General features: G+C 74.2%; 20 protein-coding genes. 19 read left to right on the top strand and 1 reads right to left on the bottom strand.

All coding sequences use genetic code 11. The annotated features are described in order from the left end of the window. From CBZ_RS21100 to CBZ_RS17070, 19 genes are all read left to right on the top strand, one after another. Window positions 1-466, top strand: a 466-nt coding sequence (locus CBZ_RS21100) for a TadE/TadG family type IV pilus assembly protein (RefSeq protein ID WP_165446832.1), incomplete at its 5' end; no start/stop codon positions are given. Beyond that, the gene (locus CBZ_RS21095) at window positions 463-825 is read left to right on the top strand and encodes a TadE/TadG family type IV pilus assembly protein (protein WP_165446831.1); all 363 of its coding nucleotides are present in this window, start codon (window positions 463-465) and stop codon (window positions 823-825) included. The genes CBZ_RS21100 and CBZ_RS21095, both read left to right, overlap by 4 nt. Next, window positions 825-2,225 (top strand): TadA family conjugal transfer-associated ATPase, encoded by a 1,401-nt coding sequence (locus CBZ_RS17150; protein WP_246013506.1) that lies wholly within the window; start codon window positions 825-827, stop codon window positions 2,223-2,225. The genes CBZ_RS21095 and CBZ_RS17150 overlap by 1 nt, the downstream gene beginning before the upstream one ends. Next, window positions 2,222-3,145 carry a type II secretion system F family protein gene (locus tag CBZ_RS17145; RefSeq protein WP_130782693.1) on the top strand — a complete coding sequence of 308 codons (924 nt, stop codon included), beginning with the start codon at window positions 2,222-2,224 and terminating at the stop codon, window positions 3,143-3,145. The genes CBZ_RS17150 and CBZ_RS17145 overlap by 4 nt, the downstream gene beginning before the upstream one ends. Then, complete coding sequence (locus CBZ_RS17140; RefSeq protein WP_130782692.1) at window positions 3,142-4,050, top strand: type II secretion system F family protein; 909 nt, start codon at window positions 3,142-3,144, stop codon at window positions 4,048-4,050. The genes CBZ_RS17145 and CBZ_RS17140 overlap by 4 nt, the downstream gene beginning before the upstream one ends. Before the next feature lie 2 nt (window positions 4,051-4,052). Beyond that, on the top strand, window positions 4,053-5,207 hold the full coding sequence (locus CBZ_RS17135) for a sensor histidine kinase (protein ID WP_130782691.1): 1,155 nt from the start codon (window positions 4,053-4,055) through the stop codon (window positions 5,205-5,207). Then, window positions 5,197-5,889: a response regulator gene (locus CBZ_RS17130; protein WP_218022805.1), complete on the top strand. Its 693-nt coding sequence runs from the start codon at window positions 5,197-5,199 to the stop codon at window positions 5,887-5,889. The genes CBZ_RS17135 and CBZ_RS17130 overlap by 11 nt, the downstream gene beginning before the upstream one ends. A 163-nt stretch (window positions 5,890-6,052) precedes the next feature. Further along, complete coding sequence (locus tag CBZ_RS17125; RefSeq protein WP_130782690.1) at window positions 6,053-6,256, top strand: hypothetical protein; 204 nt, start codon at window positions 6,053-6,055, stop codon at window positions 6,254-6,256. A 156-nt stretch (window positions 6,257-6,412) separates the two neighbouring features. Then, on the top strand, window positions 6,413-7,477 hold the full coding sequence (locus CBZ_RS22035) for an OmpA family protein (RefSeq protein ID WP_281274901.1): 1,065 nt from the start codon (window positions 6,413-6,415) through the stop codon (window positions 7,475-7,477). Beyond that, window positions 7,474-8,103 carry a hypothetical protein gene (locus CBZ_RS17115; protein WP_130782689.1) on the top strand — a complete coding sequence of 210 codons (630 nt, stop codon included), beginning with the start codon at window positions 7,474-7,476 and terminating at the stop codon, window positions 8,101-8,103. Before CBZ_RS22035 ends, CBZ_RS17115 begins: the two co-directional genes overlap by 4 nt. Continuing rightward, a complete protein-coding gene (locus CBZ_RS17110; RefSeq protein WP_130782688.1) occupies window positions 8,100-8,864 on the top strand; it encodes a hypothetical protein in 765 nt (254 codons plus the stop codon). Before CBZ_RS17115 ends, CBZ_RS17110 begins: the two co-directional genes overlap by 4 nt. Before the next feature lie 294 nt (window positions 8,865-9,158). Continuing rightward, complete coding sequence (locus tag CBZ_RS17105; RefSeq protein WP_130782687.1) at window positions 9,159-10,583, top strand: hypothetical protein; 1,425 nt, start codon at window positions 9,159-9,161, stop codon at window positions 10,581-10,583. Continuing rightward, a complete protein-coding gene (locus CBZ_RS17100; RefSeq protein WP_130782686.1) occupies window positions 10,580-11,047 on the top strand; it encodes a hypothetical protein in 468 nt (155 codons plus the stop codon). Before CBZ_RS17105 ends, CBZ_RS17100 begins: the two co-directional genes overlap by 4 nt. Further along, on the top strand, window positions 11,044-11,607 hold the full coding sequence (locus tag CBZ_RS17095; RefSeq protein ID WP_130782685.1) for a hypothetical protein: 564 nt from the start codon (window positions 11,044-11,046) through the stop codon (window positions 11,605-11,607). Before CBZ_RS17100 ends, CBZ_RS17095 begins: the two co-directional genes overlap by 4 nt. Before the next feature lie 2 nt (window positions 11,608-11,609). Beyond that, window positions 11,610-11,981 (top strand): DUF192 domain-containing protein, encoded by a 372-nt coding sequence (locus CBZ_RS17090; RefSeq protein WP_218022804.1) that lies wholly within the window; start codon window positions 11,610-11,612, stop codon window positions 11,979-11,981. A gap of 112 nt (window positions 11,982-12,093) precedes the next feature. Next, the gene (gene guaA / locus CBZ_RS17085; RefSeq protein WP_130782684.1) at window positions 12,094-13,683 is read left to right on the top strand and encodes a glutamine-hydrolyzing GMP synthase; all 1,590 of its coding nucleotides are present in this window, start codon (window positions 12,094-12,096) and stop codon (window positions 13,681-13,683) included. A gap of 29 nt (window positions 13,684-13,712) precedes the next feature. After that, window positions 13,713-14,108, top strand: coding sequence for a DUF3817 domain-containing protein (locus tag CBZ_RS17080; RefSeq protein ID WP_130782683.1), 396 nt, complete (start codon window positions 13,713-13,715; stop codon window positions 14,106-14,108). A gap of 14 nt (window positions 14,109-14,122) precedes the next feature. Continuing rightward, window positions 14,123-15,256, top strand: a complete 1,134-nt coding sequence (locus tag CBZ_RS17075) for a glycosyltransferase family 4 protein (protein WP_130782682.1) — start codon at window positions 14,123-14,125, stop codon at window positions 15,254-15,256. Window positions 15,257-15,448: 192 nt separating this feature from the next. Beyond that, complete coding sequence (locus CBZ_RS17070) at window positions 15,449-15,940, top strand: aromatic ring-opening dioxygenase LigA (protein ID WP_130782681.1); 492 nt, start codon at window positions 15,449-15,451, stop codon at window positions 15,938-15,940. Between the two features lie 70 nt (window positions 15,941-16,010). Here the strand turns inward: CBZ_RS17070 and CBZ_RS17065 are convergent. Continuing rightward, window positions 16,011-16,327: hypothetical protein (locus CBZ_RS17065; protein ID WP_218022803.1), on the bottom strand; the 317-nt coding region annotated here is incomplete at its 5' end.

Below are 16,327 nucleotides of genomic sequence, written 5' to 3'. Positions count from 1 at the left end.
GGTCGGCCGTGAGGTCGGCGTCGCCCGCACGGCCGCGCCCGTCGCGGACCCGGCGGGCGCCGGCGTGGCGGCGACCGAGGCGCGGGCCAAGCGCGCGCCGGGCCGCCGGCAGAAGGCGTCGGACGCGGGTTCGGCGTCGGTCGAGCTGGTCGCGCTGCTCCCGATGATCTTCCTGGTATGCGCGATCCTGTGGCAGCTCGGCCTCACCGGGCTGACCTACGTCTGGACCGGGTACGGCGCCTCCGAGGCGGCGCGCGCGGTGCAGCTCGGGCAGTCGTCCGCCGACGTGCGTGCCGCGACGCTCGACGCGTTCCCGTCGGGCCTGCGCGACGACGTCGACATCCGCGTCGCGTCCCCGCTGCCGTCGTCCGTCGACGTCAGCGTGCGCATCCCGGCGGTCGTCCCCGGCCTGATCTCGACCCCGTGGACGGCGAAGGTCGAGCGAGAGGTGGTGCTGGAGCCGTGACCCTCCGCCGCGCGCTCCGACGGGCGCCCCGCCGCCGTGACGACCGTGGCTCGTCGGCCATCGAGATGCTCGGCCTCGTGCCGGTGTTCGTCGCCGTCGTCCTCGCCGTCCTGCAGGTCGTCGCCGTCGGCATGACCGCGCACGCCGCCAACCAGGCGGTGCGCGACGGCGCCCGTGCGGCCAGCCTCGGCCGGTCGGTGCCCGCGGCGGTCGACGCCTCGCTCCCCAACGGCCTGCGGGCCGCCCAGATCTCGTACCCCGCCGGGGCCGTCCGCATCGACGTGCCCGTGCCGAAGATCGCGATCTTCCCCTCGTTCACGGTCTCCCGCCAGGCCGTCATGCCCCGGACGGCGCCCTGATGCGCGCGGGCTTCGGCGAGTGGGACCACCGCGCGGACCAGCCCACCGAGACGCCCGCGGTCGCGCCCGCGACCGTCGCGTCGCGCAGCGACCTCGACGAGGGCCTCGTCGCGACGTTCAAGCGCAAGCTGCTCGACGAGGTCGACCTGCACGAGCTCGGCCGCCTCGACCCGGGGCAGCGCCGCATCCGCCTGGAGCGGGTCGTCGCGCACCTCGTGTCGACCGAAGGCGTCATCCTCACGACGCGCGAGCGCAACGCGCTCATCCGGCGCGTCGTGGACGAGTCGATCGGCCTCGGCGTCCTCGAGCCGCTGCTCGCCGACGACACCGTCTCCGAGATCATGATCAACGGCCCCTCGACGATCTACGTCGAGCGCTTCGGCCAGGTCGAGCGGGTGCCCGCGGCGTTCGCGTCCGAGGAGCAGCTCCGCCAGACCATCGACCGGATCGTGTCGACCGTCAACCGGCGCGTCGACGAGTCGAGCCCCATGGTCGACGCGCGCCTGCCCGCCGACGAGCGGATGCCGCGCGGCGCCCGTGTGCACGTCGTGCTGCCGCCGCTCGTCCTCAACGGCCCGACCGTGACGATCCGCCTCTTCCCGAAGTCGTACGGCCTCGACGAGCTCCTCAACCGCGGCAGCCTCGACCAGGCCACCGCGGAGCTGCTCGCGGCGTGCGTCCGGGCGCGGCTCAACATCATCGTCTCCGGCGGTACGTCGTCCGGGAAGACGACGATGCTCAACGCCCTGTCGGCGTTCATCCAGTCCCGGCAGCGCATCATCACGATCGAGGACGCCGCCGAGCTCTCGCTCGGGCAGGAGCACGTCGTGCGGCTCGAGACCCGACCGGCGAACGTCGAGGGGCACGGCCAGGTCACGATCCGCGACCTCGTCCGCAACGCCCTGCGCATGCGCCCCGACCGCATCATCGTCGGCGAGGTCCGCGGCGGCGAGGCGCTCGACATGCTGCAGGCGATGAACACCGGCCACGAGGGCTCGCTCGCGACCGTGCACGCGAACTCGCCCGTCGACGCGCTCATCCGCCTGGAGACGCTCGCGTCGATGAGCGACGTCGACGTGCCGTTCCACGCGCTGCGCGACCAGGTGAACAACGCCGTCGACCTCGTCATCCAGCTGCTGCGCGGCTCGGACGGCACGCGTCGCGTCGTCGAGGTGGGATGGGTGTCGTCGCGGCACCGCGAGGACTTCGCGGTCCAGCCGCTCATGCGCTGGGACCCGGAGATCCCCAACCCCGTCGGCCCGCCCGGACGGTTCGTGCGGTACCCGGTGCCGCAGCAGATCCTCGACCGCCTGCGCATCGCGGGCGAGCCGATCGGTCTGGCGGCGGCCGCGGACGGCGCGGACGTCCCCGCCCCGGCGGGTCGGAGGGCGGCACCGTGATCGTCCTGCTCATCCTCGTCGCGGTCATCGTCGCGGCGATCCTGCTGGTCGCGGGCATCGGGGACCTCGGGTCCGTCGCGGCCCGGCGCCGCTCGCTCGTCGCGGGCCTCATGTCCGACGACGTCGGCACGCAGACCCGGTTCGCCGCGTGGGACCGCTCGTTCCGCCGCACGCGGCCCGGCCGCTGGGTCGAGAGCCAGCTGCTCCTCGCGGGCGAGGAGAGCCGCCCGCCGCTGCTCGTGGCGCTCGTCGCCGTCGGCGGCGGCATCCTCGTCGGCTGGGTGCTCGCAGTCGGTCTCGCCCCGCTGTTCGGGCTGCTGGGCGTCGCGGCGGTCGTGCTCGGCATCCGCACCTACCTGGCCCGCGCGCGCGACCGTCGCAACGAGCAGTTCATCGCCCAGATGCCCGAGCTCGCGCGCGTCATGTCGAACGCGACCAGCGCGGGCCTGTCGATCGCGTCCGCGGTGAGCGTCGCGGCGACCGAGCTCGCCGCGCCCGCCGGGCCGGAGCTCGCGCGCGTCGCTTCGCGCATGCGGTTCGGCGACAGCCTCGAGACGGCCATGCAGGGCCTCGAGGACCGCCTGCCGTCGCGCGAGGTCACCGTGCTCGTCTCCACGCTGCTCGTCAGCGCCCGCAGCGGTGGCTCGCTCGTGTCCGCACTGCGCGACATCGCCGACACCCTCGAGGCGCGCCGCGAGATCCGCCGCGAGGTCCGCACGACCCTCGCGCAGTCGACGTCGACCGGGTACATGGTCATCGCGCTCGGCTTCGGCCTGCTGTTCCTGCTCAACTTCATGCAGCCCGGCACCGTGCAGGCGATGCTCGACGCGTGGGTCGGCCGTGCCGCGCTCATCGTCGGCTCCGCGCTGTTCGTCGGGGGCTTCCTGCTGATCCGCCGCATGACGAGGTACAACGGATGAGCGCGCTCGTCGTGCTCGGCGCGGGCGTCGGTGCCGCGACCTCCGCCGTGCTCGCCGTCGCCGGCTACCGGACGATGCGCCGCGACGCGCTCGACGAGCTCGCGGTCGACGACCTCAAGCTGCTGCGGGGCGAGCAGCGCCGCCGCGCCGAGGGGGAGTTCCCGCTCGAGCGGCTCGCGCGCACGCAGGTCCCGCGGCTGCGCCGCCTGATCGGGCCGCGCCGACTCACCCAGCTGCAGCGCATGATCGACGAGGCCGGCCGGCCCGACGGGCTCACCGTCGACGGCTACCTCACGCGCACCGCGTGGTGGGCCATGCTCATGCTGCCGGTGTTCCTGCTCATGCTCGTGACCGGCAGCGTCGCGGGCGCGCTGCTCTCGCTGGTCGTGCCGGTGATCCTGCCGCTGAGCCGGGTCGCCGCCGCGCAGCGCCGCCGCCGCGAGCAGATCGACCGCGACCTGCCCGACTTCCTCGACGTCCTGGCCGTCACCGTGATGGCGGGCGTGAACTTCCGGGCCGCGCTGGCCCGCGTCGCCGAGCGGTTCGAGGGGCCGCTGGGCGAGGAGATCACGCTCACGCTGCACCAGATCGCCAACGGCGCGTCCGTGCGGCAGGCGTTCGACGACCTGCGCCGGCGCAGCTCGTCGGAGGCCGTCGCGCAGTTCGTGTCGGCCCTGCTGCAGTCGCAGGAGCTCGGTGCACCCCTCGCGGAGTCGCTGCGCCTCATCGCCGACGACATGCGCCGCGAGAGCGGCCAGCGGCAGCGGCGCGCGGCCGCCCGCACGGCGCCCCGCGTCACGCTGGTCACGTCGCTCGTGCTGGTCCCCGGCGCGCTCGTGTTCGTCGTCGTCGGGATGTTCCTCGGCGCGGACGTCGACTTCGGCTCCCTGCTGAGCGGGTTCTGACCGTGGAACGCGACTTCGTCCACCAGATCGTCGGCGTGGCGCTGCTCGTGCGCCTGCTCGCGATCACGGTGGCGCTGTTCGGCATGGTCGGCGAGGCCATCACCGGGCCGATGCTCGCCTGCGTCCTCGTGCTGTCCGCGACGAGCTTCTCGTTCCTCGTGTACCCGTCGGTCGCGCGGTTCGTCGTGCACCACCCGCTGGCCGTCGTCGGCGACCTGCTGCTCACGCTCACGGTCGTGGCCGCGCTCGGCGTGGAGAGCCCGCTCGTCCTCGCGACGTTCTCGACGGCGCTCATCATGGGCCTGCTGTTCGAGCGGCGCGTCGCCGTCCTCGGCGCCGTCGCGATGGTGGCCGGGTACCTGCTCATCGACGTGCTGCAGGAGTCCGCGGCCGGCGGCTTCATGATCACGCTCGGCATCCCGGCGCTGTACGTCGCGCTCGTCGCGATCGGCGCGGTCGTGCGGCAGGCCTACGAGCGGGAGACCGTCGCGGCCCGGGCCCTGGTGTCCGCGCACAAGGCGGTCGCGTCCGCCGACGAGCGCGCACGGCTCGCCCGGGAGATGCACGACTCGCTCGGCAAGACGCTGCACGGCATCGCGATGGCCGCCGAGGCGCTGCCCGTCTGGGTGGACCGCGACCCGGCGCGCGCCGTCGAGTACGCGAACCGGCTGGCCGAGGCGTCGAACCAGGCCGCGGCCGAGGCGCGCACCCTGCTGGTGCGCATGCGCGCCGACGAGCCCGACCGCCCGCTCGCGCAGGTGCTCGCCGAGCGGTGCCACCAGTGGGCCGCTGACACGGGCGTGCGGTGCGACTTCACGACGCAGGGCGTCGTCGACCTGCCTACCGGGGTCCGCTACGAGGTGCTGGCGATCGTCGCCGAGGCGCTCGAGAACGTGTCGCGGCACGCGCACGCGTCGCGCGTCGCGGTCCACCTGACCGACGAGGAGGGCGAGGTCGTGGTCGTGGTCGAGGACGACGGGGCGGGCTTCGTGCCCGAGCCGGACGGGCGCAGCCCCCGCCACCACTTCGGGCTCACCGGGATGCGCGAGCGGGCCGAGCAGGCCGGTGCGCGCCTGACGGTGACCTCGGGACCCGGACGCGGCACGCGCGTCGCCCTCGCCGTGAGCCCCGTGGAGGTGGCGCCCGGTGTCCGCTGACGACGTCCTGCCCGCGGCGGCCGCCGGCCCGGCCGACCCGCCCGCTCTCACGCCGGTGACCGTCGTGATCGTCGACGACAACCCCGTCATCCGGATGGGCCTGCGCAGCCTCGTGGAGTCCTCCGACCGGATCCGCGTCGTCGGCGAGGCGGGCGACGGCGAGGAGGCCGAGCGTGTCGTCCGGGAGAAGGTCCCCGACGTGGTCCTGCTCGACGTCCGGATGCCCCGCCGCGACGGCGTCCAGGTCGCCTCGACCGTGCGCGCCTGGACGAAGGTCATCATGCTGACCTACTCCGACGCGCCCGAGGTGGTGCGCGCCGCGGTCGACGCCGGCGCGAGCGGCTACCTCGTGCACGGCACGTTCCAGTCGCACGAGCTCGAGCGCTCGATCCTGGCAGTCGCCGACGGGTCGTTCCTGCTGTCGCCCGTCGCCGCGCAGGCGCTGCGATCCACGTGGGCGACGCCCGCCGCACCCGTCGCGCCCGTGCGTCCCGACGTCGGACTGTCCGAGCGGCAGCGCGAGGTCATGGAGCTCATCGCCGCGGGCCGCTCCAACAGCGAGATCGCGGCCACGTGCTACCTGTCCGAGAAGACCGTGAAGAACCACGTGAACCACATCTTCGCGCGGCTGGGCGTCCGGACCCGGGCGGAGGCCGTCTCGCTGTGGCTCGGTGGGACCTGACGGGCCGCACAGATGGGTCCGAGATTGGGCCCACGGGCCCGCCGCGGACCGCTGTCCGATTCGTAGCGTTCTCTTCATCAGCACGACGGGCCGCCGCCCGGACCACGACCTTCAGCAGGACCCGACCGGAGCGACCCGGGCGGCCAGACCCGAGGAGAACACCATGACCCGCATGTTCGTCGTCACGAAGATCCGTCTGCAGAAGGCCCTCGAGGCGCGCGAGGCCGGCCAGGGCACGCTGGAGTACCTGGGCATCGTCGTCGTCGTGGCCCTGCTCATCACGGCGCTCATCGCCGGCTTCACGAAGTGGGACCTGGGCGCCAAGCTCGGCACCGCTCTCGAGAAGATCACCACGGCGATCTCCTGATCACCCACCGGTACGCCGGACGGCGACCTCGGCCTCGGCCGCGGTCGCCTTTCCGGCGTCCCGGGCCGGACGGGGTCCCGCCCCGTGGACCAGCCCCGGGTGCGGCCCAGCGCCGCACCGTAGGGTGACCTGACGTCGAGCTAGGGGAGTCACACGATGAGACGAGTGGTAGGCATGGTGGCCGCCGCACTGGTGGCGGCCACGTTGCTGTCCGGGGCGAGCCCGGCGTCCGACGACGGCGGGCTGCCGTCCGGCGTCGTCAGAGTCGACGGCCAGGACGTCCCGGTGCTCGGCTCGTTCGTCTACCACCAGCGCAACGTCGACACCAACCCGGAGATCCGGGGCCTGGTGCACGGCGTGCGCCGCGTCGACGGCGGGACGGTCCTCTACTACTCGATCGGCTGGGCCGACGACGCGCCGTTCGACGGCCACCTGGCCTTCCCCGACTCGTCGAGCCCGTACAAGATCCTGCACGCGACCGACGTCCAGCTGGTCGACCCGGCGGGCCTCGTCGCGTACCGGCCGCTCGCGACGACCGAGAAGACCTTCACGTCGTCGTCGACCGACCTCGACTCCGAGGGCGGCGAGCTGCGCGTCGGCTGGGCGGTGTTCCCCGAGCTGCCCGCGGGCGTCACCGAGGTCCAGGTCGACATGGCGTACGGCACCGCCGCCGGGACGGTGTCCGTCGAGGACGGCGCGCTCGAGCCCGTCGGCAAGGACCCCGCGCCGTACGTGGGCGAGGGCTGGCCGGCGCTGCCGACGGCCGCCGAGCTCGCCGCGGCCGACCCGGCGTCGCGCACGTTCCCGCTCGTGCGCCGCTCGGAGGACCTGGCCGGCACGGCGAAGATCGAGGAGTCGCCGGAGAACGTCGCCGTGACCCTCGACGCCAACGTGCTCTTCGCGTCGGGCTCGGCCGAGCTCACGCCCGAGGCCACCCAGACGCTGTCGACGGTCGCCGCGGACATCGCGGCCCGCGGCACGGGCGAGGTCGTCGTCACCGGGCACACCGACTCCGACGGCTCGGACGCCTTCAACCAGACGCTCTCGGAGCAGCGCGCGCAGGCGGTCCTCGGGGTCCTGCAGCCGGCGTCGGGGTCGAACGTGACCTTCGCCGCCGTCGGCAAGGGTGAGGCGGAGCCCGTCGCGCCCAACGACTCCGACGCGGGCAAGCAGGCGAACCGCCGCGTCACCATCGTCTACGGCGTGGAGGGGACCTCGTGAACCGCACGACCCGGATCGGTGGCCTCGCTGCCCTCGCGCTCGTCGTCGCGCTCGTCGCGGGGTGCACGGGCGAGGACGACCCGAACACCTCGCCGTCGTCCGGCACGTCGGCCACGCAGGGCGGCGACGACCCGACGGCGATGACCCGCGAGGAGCTGCAGGACGCGGTGTTCGAGGGCGACCTCGGCACGTCCACGGTGCTCGGCTCGGTCGAGGGCGCCGTGCCCGATCCCGCCAAGACGCTGCCCGCCCGCATCGACGTCACGAGCGTGACCGCCGACGAGGTGAGCACGGTCGTGCGCTTCACGCTCGCGAACCTCGAGGACACCGACCCGCTCGTGCAGCTCTCGGCGTTCAACGAGTTCCGGCCGCTCGCGGGCGACATCCGCGACGTCGCGATCGTCGACACGACCGCGTCCCTGCGGCTGCGGCCGTACGTCGGCTACCAGGGCGAGGTCGGCCAGGACGCCGGGATCTGCACGTGCTCGGACGCGCCGCTGCAGATGTCGCGCGTCGGGCAGTTCCTGTCCGCGACGTTCCCGCCGCTCGACCCGTCCACCACCGAGATCTCGGTGGAGATCCCCGGCTTCCCGGCGGTCGAGAACGTCGCCGTGACGCGGCGATGACGGTCGGGTCGCTCGCGGCGGGTGTGCGCCGACGCGTCCGCGGCGACGACGGGATGGCCGCGAGCGGCATCGTCGTCACCGTGATGATCGGGGTGCTGTTCCTGCTGTTCGCGATCGTCATCCCGCTGCTGCGGGGCACCGAGCAGGCGGGGCGGACGCAGACCGCGGCGGACGCGGCCGCGCTCGCCGGTGCGGTCGGTGCGCGCGACCGTGCCGTGACCGAGCTCGACGACGCCCGGTGGGCGCTGCGGCCCGCGCTCCTGTCGGGCCTGCGCGAGACGTGGCGGTTCTCGACGTCGGTGGCGGGCGGCAGCGGGATGCTCGGTGCGTCGCAGTACGCGTCGCGCAACGGCGCCAGCATCGAGTCGTACGAGCACGACGCGTCGCGCGACCGGATCCGGGTCGACGCGCTGCTCGACGAGCGCGCCCCCCAGAACCGTCCGGTCCGCTCGCGGGGCGTCGCGCAGGTGGGCGTCGAGCTCGCGAGCTGCGAGGTCGCCGCGACCCGCGCGATCGTCGGGTGGACGGAGCCGCCGGAGCCGGAGCCCGAGCCGGAGCCGACGCCCGAGCCGACCCCGACGCCCACACCCACGCCGACCCCGACGCCGACGTTCGTGCCGCAGCCGATCTACGGGCCGTGGTCGTACGTGATGTCGTGCGACGGCAAGGACGGCTTCGACCTGTCGGAGTCGGACCTGGACCGCCTCGTCGACCGCGGCAAGGACCGCCTGGCCGACCTGCGCCCGCGCCTCGTCTCCTGACGGGCGACCGGTTCGTCCCGCGCGAGCCGGTCGGCCCCTGAGCGGAGCCCTGCGCCGTGCCGGCCGGCCGACGCCTGCCCCACCCCGCCGGTGCCGGCGCACGGCGCGGTTCGCGTGCGCCCTGGGTCCGGTGACCCGGGTGCGCCTGGGCCCGGGGTGGGCCCGGTGGTCGTGACGACGGGTCGGGGAGCCCATCGCGGGTGCGCCACGGCCTCCTACGGTCGGGGCAGGTCAGGACTGGACAGGTCTTCCACGGTGCGCCGTCGGAGCGAGCAGCTGGACGAAGGAGCCTCGGTGGCGAGCAGGGTGCCCGTGCGGGACGAGTGGCAGCACGAGCGTGGTGTGGGCTCCCTCGAGGTCATGGGCGTGGTGACCGTCGTGGTCCTCCTCGTCGCCGGGGTGCTCGCGGGCCTCTCGTCGTACCCGGGGCACATGGCGTCCGCGCTGTGCAAGGTCGCCGCGGCGATCGGCAGCGCGTCGGAGTGCGACGCGCCGCCGCTCGCGGAGCCCGACCCCACCGACGAGGACTACCTGCCGCCGTCGTGCATGGCGCACGAGACGAGCGAGCAGTACTCCGCGACCGTCAAGGTGTGGTTCTTCGAGTTCGGGCAGGACTCGGGCTTCGTCGTGCAGGAGTTCGCCGACGGGACCGTCCGCGTGACGGTGACGGACGGCGTCGGCCTCGGCGCCGGCGGGTCGGTCACCTCGAACACGTTCGACATCGGCAAGGTCGGCGGGGGCGGCAACTCCGGCCTCGACGTGGACCTGGGCGGTGGCGTGAAGTTCTCCTACGGCGACACGTGGACGTTCGACTCGCCCGAGCAGTGGGGCGAGATGAAGGACCAGCTCGACGACTACCTGCTCCAGCAGGAGATGCTCAAGCACGAGGGCGGCTTCTGGGGTGCCAAGGCGATGGGCTGGAAGGACCCGCCGAAGGACCCCGAGGTCTCGTTCACGCAGGCGGAGCTCGAGCTCACGCTCGACGCGGCGTTCGGCCTCAAGGACCCGACGGGCACGCTCGACGACCAGGGGAACCCCGAGTTCTTCGACCCGAACGTCGGCGTCACGCTGTCGGCGTCGGCGGGGGCGGCCGTGATGATCGAGACGAACCACGAGAACGGCGAGACGAGCTGGACGTACTCCGTCTCCGGCGAGGGGGCTGTCGGCGCGGACGTCGTCGTCGGGCACGGCGAGGCCGCGGGCAAGATCGACGGCGCGTTCACCGTGACGCGCGACAAGGACGGGCAGGTGACGGAGGTCGTGTTCCAGTCGGTGCGGGAGGGCGGTGTGTCGGGCGGGCTCGGCAACGACTCGTTCGACCAGGCGTCGGGCGGCGGGTCGCACTCCGAGAGCGAGTCGCTCGTGACGACGACGCGCCTCACGGTCGACGACGGCAACCGCGACCTCGTCGACTCGTGGCTCGCGGACCGCAACGACGCAGGCGTCGCCCTGTCGCTGCCGTTCGCCGCGATGGTCCCGGACCGCCCGTCGGACGACCCGTTCCTCGACCTGCTGTACCGGGACGCGACGACGAGCCAGATCACGTACCTCAACGTCAGGGACAAGTGGGAGTTCGAGGCCGCCGTGAAGAAGGGCTGGCAGTTCGGGTTCGGCATCTCGGGGGAGAACGCCACCGCGGACGCGGTGAACGCCGACTACCTCGGGGCGCCCCGCCAGGACGGGATCCGCACGATGATCCCCGACGGGACCTGCACGTGACCCCGGCGGGCGGGCTGCGGTTCGTCCACCTCGTGTGGGCGTGGGCCGCGAGCCTCGCGGGCTTCCTCGTCGGCGAGTACGGCGCCGGGATCCTGCTCAACCTGCGGATGCAGTCCGACGGCCCCGAGGCGGCGCTCGCGCTCGCCTGGCTGCCGTGGCTGGCCGCGCCCGTGCTGAGCGGCGTCCTGGGCGCGTGGGCCCTGCCGGTGGCGCGCGTGACGCGCTGGTGGCAGTGGCTCGTCGCGACGCTCGTCGTCCCGCTGGGCGCGGCGGCGGTGACGACCGCCGTGGTCGTCTCAGCCGGTGCGAGCACCGCCGGGCTGCCCCGCTCGGTCCTCGTCCAGCTCGTCGTGTCGGGAGGGCTGGGCGTCGCGGTGGGATCATGGCGGTCCGCCCGGTTCGCCCAGCGGCCGCCCGCACCCGTGACCTACACGACCCCCGACCCGGAGGACCAGCTCGCATGACGCCCCGCCACCTCGCCCGGGCGGCCACGGCCGCCGTCGTCACCGTCGCCGCGCTCGCGCTGTCCTCGTGCGCGGGCGACGCCGGTGCCCCCGACGGCTGGACGCGCGTCGAGGACGGCTGGCTGCAGGTCGACGTCCCCGACACGTGGACGGAGGCGTCGACGCCGAGCGACCCGTGGTCGTTCGCGCGGCAGGACGCCGAGGGCGACGACGCGAGCCTGCTGCTGACCGGCGCGGGGACGTTCGGCTACTACCCGGCCGACACCGGCCGCGGCATCCTGCTCGCATCCATGCAGGTCGGCGGGTACCCGGACTTCAAGGTCGTCGACCAGACCGAGCCCGTCGACTCGGGCGACCTGCACCTGACGCGGACCGACTTCACCTACGCGGGCGAGGACGGCGGCGACACCCTGCACGGCGTGCTGTGGGTCGGCTCCGACCCGGACACCGACCAGGCGGTCGCGGTGCAGCTCACGGGCGTCGACCTGCCCGACGACGTGGTGTCCCAGGTCCAGGAGAGCATCGCGGTCCTGGACACGGACGCGACGCCGGAGCCCTGACGGTGGCCGCCCCCGCACCGCGGGCGCGGGGCGCGCTGCGCGCCCTCGAGGTCGACGGCCGCGAGGTCGCCCCCGTCGTCGTGGCCGACACCTACCTCACGCGTCTGCGCGGCATGCTCGGGCGCCGGCCGCTGCCGCCCGCGCTGCTGCTGCGCCCGGCGGGGTCCGTCCACGGCATGGGCATGCGAGAGCCGCTCGACGTGGCCGGGCTCGACGACGGCGGGGCGGTCCTCGACGTCCGGGTGCTGCGCCCGTTCGGGCTGACGCCCGCGGTGCGCGGCGTCACGCAGGTGCTCGAGGCGCCCGTCGGGAGCTTCGCCCGGTGGGGGCTGGTGGTCGGGTCGGTCGTCACGGTCGGCGACGCGGCCCCCTGACGTCCGCCCTGCGGCGCGCGGGCCGGCACGCGCCCGGGCGGCCGCGCCGTCGCCCGGTCCGGTGCTCGACCAGGCGGTCCGGACGGCGTCCCGCGCCGACTACCCTGGGGGCGTGACCCAGACGCCTGAGCCACCGTCCCCCGCGCACCGTCCCGTCCTCGTCGTCGACTTCGGCGCGCAGTACGCGCAGCTGATCGCCCGACGCGTGCGCGAGGCGAACGTGTACTCCGAGATCGTGCCGCACACGGCGACGGTCGCGGACCTGCTCGCGAAGGACCCGGCGGCGATCATCCTGTCCGGCGGGCCGTCGTCCGTGTACGCGACGGGCGCCCCGTTCGTCGACCCCGCGCTGTTCGAGGCGGGCGTCCCCGTGCTCGGCATCTGCTACGGGTTCCAGGCGATGGCGCAGGCCCTCGGCGGGACGGTCGCGCAGACCGGCCAGCGCGAGTACGGCGGCACGGCGGTGCAGGTCACCGACGCGGGCACCGTCCTGGCGGGCAGCCCCGACGCGCAGACCGTGTGGATGAGCCACGGCGACGCCGTGCACGCCGCACCCGAGGGCTTCGAGGTGCTCGCGACGAGCGCCGGCAGCCCCGTCGCGGCCTTCGAGGACCGCGAGCGGCGCCTGTTCGGCGTGCAGTGGCACCCCGAGGTCAAGCACTCGCCGCTCGGCCAGAAGGCGCTCGAGAACTTCCTCTACGAGGGTGCGGGCCTCGCGCCCGACTGGAACCCCGGCAACGTCATCGCCGAGCAGGTCGAGCGCATCCGTGCGCAGGTCGGCGACGCCCGCGTCATCTGCGGGCTGTCCGGCGGCGTGGACTCCTCCGTCGCGGCGGCGCTCGTGCAGCGTGCCGTCGGCGACCAGCTCACGTGCGTGTTCGTCGACCACGGGCTGCTGCGCTCGGGCGAGGCCGAGCAGGTCGAGAAGGACTTCGTCGCGAGCACCGGCGTCCGGCTCAAGGTCGTCGACGCGCGTGACCGGTTCCTGCGCGCGCTCGCCGGGCACACCGACCCGGAGACGAAGCGCAAGATCATCGGCCGCGAGTTCATCCGCGTGTTCGAGGACGCCGCCCGCGAGGTCGTCGCCGAGGCGGGCGAGCACGGCGACGAGGTCAAGTTCCTCGTCCAGGGCACCCTCTACCCGGACGTCGTCGAGTCCGGCGGCGGCGAGGGCGCGGCGAACATCAAGTCGCACCACAACGTCGGCGGCCTGCCCGACGACCTGCAGTTCGCGCTCGTCGAGCCGCTGCGCACGCTCTTCAAGGACGAGGTGCGCGCGGTCGGCCTGGAGCTCGGCGTGCCCGAGGTCATCGTGTGGCGCCAGCCGTTCCCGGGGCCCGGCCTCGGCATCCGCATCATCGGCGAGGTCACCGCCGAGCGCCTCGACGTCCTGCGCGCGGCCGACGCGATCGCCCGCGAGGAGCTGACGAAGGCCGGTCTCGACCGCGACATCTGGCAGTGCCCCGTCGTGCTCCTCGCCGACGTCCGCTCGGTGGGCGTGCAGGGCGACGGCCGGACGTACGGGCACCCCGTGGTGCTGCGGCCCGTGTCGTCGGAGGACGCGATGACCGCCGACTGGACACGCCTGCCGTACGACGTGCTCGCGACCATCTCGACCCGCATCACGAACGAGGTCCCCGAGGTCAACCGGGTCGTCCTCGACGTGACGAGCAAGCCGCCGGGCACGATCGAGTGGGAGTGACCGGTGGGACGACGGAAGGACCAGCAGGCGTGACCGAGAGCAGCACCCCGACGACGGCGACGACCCCCGACCCCTGGGTCAAGCGGGCCCGCGGCGCCGCGCAGCGCTACCGGGTCCTCGCGTGGATCACCGGCACGATGCTGCTGCTGCTCTGCGTCGAGATGATCCTCAAGTACGTGCTGCAGCTGCCCGGCTTCAACGTCGAGGGCGACCCGCGGTCCGAGGCCGCGCGCATCATCGCGATGGTGCACGGCTGGGTCTACGTGATCTACCTGGTGACGTGCTTCGACCTGTGGTCGACGATGCGCTGGCGGCTCGGTCGCCTCGTGACCCTCGCCGCGGCGGGCGTCGTGCCCGTCATGTCGTTCGTGCTCGAGCGCAAGGTGCACGCCGAGGCGGCCGCCGCGATCGACGCCCGCGGCTGAGGCGGACGGCGCCCGTGCGGATCGTCCACGTCTCCGACTGCTTCGCGCCGCGCACCGGCGGGATCGAGTCGCAGGTCGGCGACCTCGCTGCACGGCAGGCCGCCCAGGGCCACGACGTGCACGTCCTCACCGCGACGCTCGGCGCCGCGGGGGAGCGCGGCGGGGTCGTCGACGTCGAGCGGGGCGTGCACGTGCACCGGCTCGGCGCGCGCCTCCCGTTCGACCTGCCCGTCAACCCCGCCGCCGGCCCCCGGCTGCTGCGGACGGCCTACGCCGACCTGCGGCCCGACGTCGTGCACGTGCACGCGGGCGTCCTGTCGCCGTTCGCGTACGACGGTGCACGCCTCGCCCTCGACGCGCGCGTCCCGACGGCCGTGACCTGGCACTGCATGCTCGACGGCACGGTCCCCGCGCTGCGCGGCGTCGTGCACCGGACCCGCTGGCAGACCGCGCCCGTCGCGCTGTCGGCGGTGAGCAGCGCCGCCGCCGCGCGCGTCCGCGCGGTCTTCGACGCCCCGGTCGCGGTCATGCCGAACGGCCTCGACCTCGACGCCTGGGCCCCGGCCGCCGACGACCCCGCGCCCGCCGTGGCCGACGACGCGCCCGTGCGCCTCGTCTCGACCATGCGGCTCGCGCCCCGCAAGCGCGCCGTCCCGCTCGTCGAGCTCGTAGGCGCCGCCGCACGACGGCTCCCGCACGGCCGGCTGCGGCTCACGGTCATCGGCTCCGGCCCCGCGCTCGGTCGGGTCCGCTCGACGGTCACCGCGCAGCACCTGCAGGGCGTCGTCGACCTGCGCGGCCGGCTCACCCGCCCGCAGGTGCGCGACACCTACCGGCACGCCGACGTCTTCCTCGCCCCCGCCGAGCTCGAGGCGTTCGGGATCGCCGCGCTCGAGGCGCGCACCGCCGGGCTCGCCGTCGTCGCCCGCCGCGGCACCGGCATCGCGGAGTTCGTCACCGACGGCGTCGACGGCCTGCTCGTCGCCGACGACGCGGAGATGACCGAGGCCGTCGTCCACCTCGCCCGCGACCCGCGCCTGCTCGCGGGCATCCTCGAGCACAACCGGGCGGTGCGGCCCGCGTTCGGGTGGGACGACGTGCTCGGTGCCGCCGACGCCGAGTACGAGCGGGCGCGCGGGCTCGTCTGACGGCTGCGGGTCGCCCTGGGCAGCATGCCGGGGGACCCGACCTGCCCCGACGTCGCGTGTCGCGCCCGTGTGCTGCTGCTTCGTCCGCTCCGGGTGGCTACAGTCGATCTGCACGGATCCATCGTGAGCTCGTCCTACCGGGCCCGGACTCCCGGGCCCGTTCTGTCAGCGGTGCAGAAGGGATCGGGAGACATGTCGGGAACTGCAGCGGGGGAGCGGTCGGGGACGGTACGCGTCCTGGGCCTCATCACCCTCATCCTGGGCGTCGTGTTCATCGTCGCCGGGGGGATCACGTGGGGAGCGGTGGCGAGCAACCTCGCCGCCGAGAAGATCACGGTGTCCGACGACGCCACTGCCTTCCAGGGGCAGCTCGTCGACACGCCGTGGGAGGCCTGGGTCCAGGCGGACATCATCAACACGCACGCGCTGTCGGAGACGGACGGCAAGACGTACGCCGAGCTCGACCGGGAGGACCCGGCGAGGGCCACCGTCATGACGGCGTCGTTCCTGCGCGCGTCGCTGTTCACGTCGGTCGTGGCGTTCGGCGTCGCGCTGCTCGTGTTCGGCGTGGGCGTGACGTTCGTGCTCGTCGGGTGGGCGCTGCGCAAGCTCGGCACCGTGCCGCGCGCGGCGGCGTTCCCGGAGACGACCGCGACCGCACCACCGGCGGGCTCGACCGTGTAGGTCGTCCCGACGACGACGAGGGCCGGCCCCCGGGTGGGGACCGGCCCTCGTCGCTGCCCGGGACGGGCCGTCAGCGTCGTGAGCTGCGGGTCGCCGACACGATCGACCCGACGAGCAGCGCCGCGCCCGCCACGGCCAGCAGCACGATGATCGCGAGCTGCACGTCGATCGACAGGCCCGCCGCCCAGGCGAGCAGGCCGACGCCGATCGCGGCGAGGACCAGGCCCCACACGACCGTCCCGACGCGCAGGCGGGGACGCGGGGCCGTGTCCTTCACGGCGGGCTCGTCGTCGACGACGGTCGCCGTCGTCGACGCGGGGGCGGTGCGCACGGGACCCGTCCCGCCGGCCGCGGCGCCGGCCGTGGGAGCAGGCGTCGGGGCGGGCG

This window comes from Cellulomonas biazotea, from assembly GCF_004306155.1.
In the GTDB taxonomy this organism is placed as follows: domain Bacteria; phylum Actinomycetota; class Actinomycetes; order Actinomycetales; family Cellulomonadaceae; genus Cellulomonas; species Cellulomonas biazotea.
This window is presented reverse-complemented; position numbering and strand designations above follow the sequence as displayed.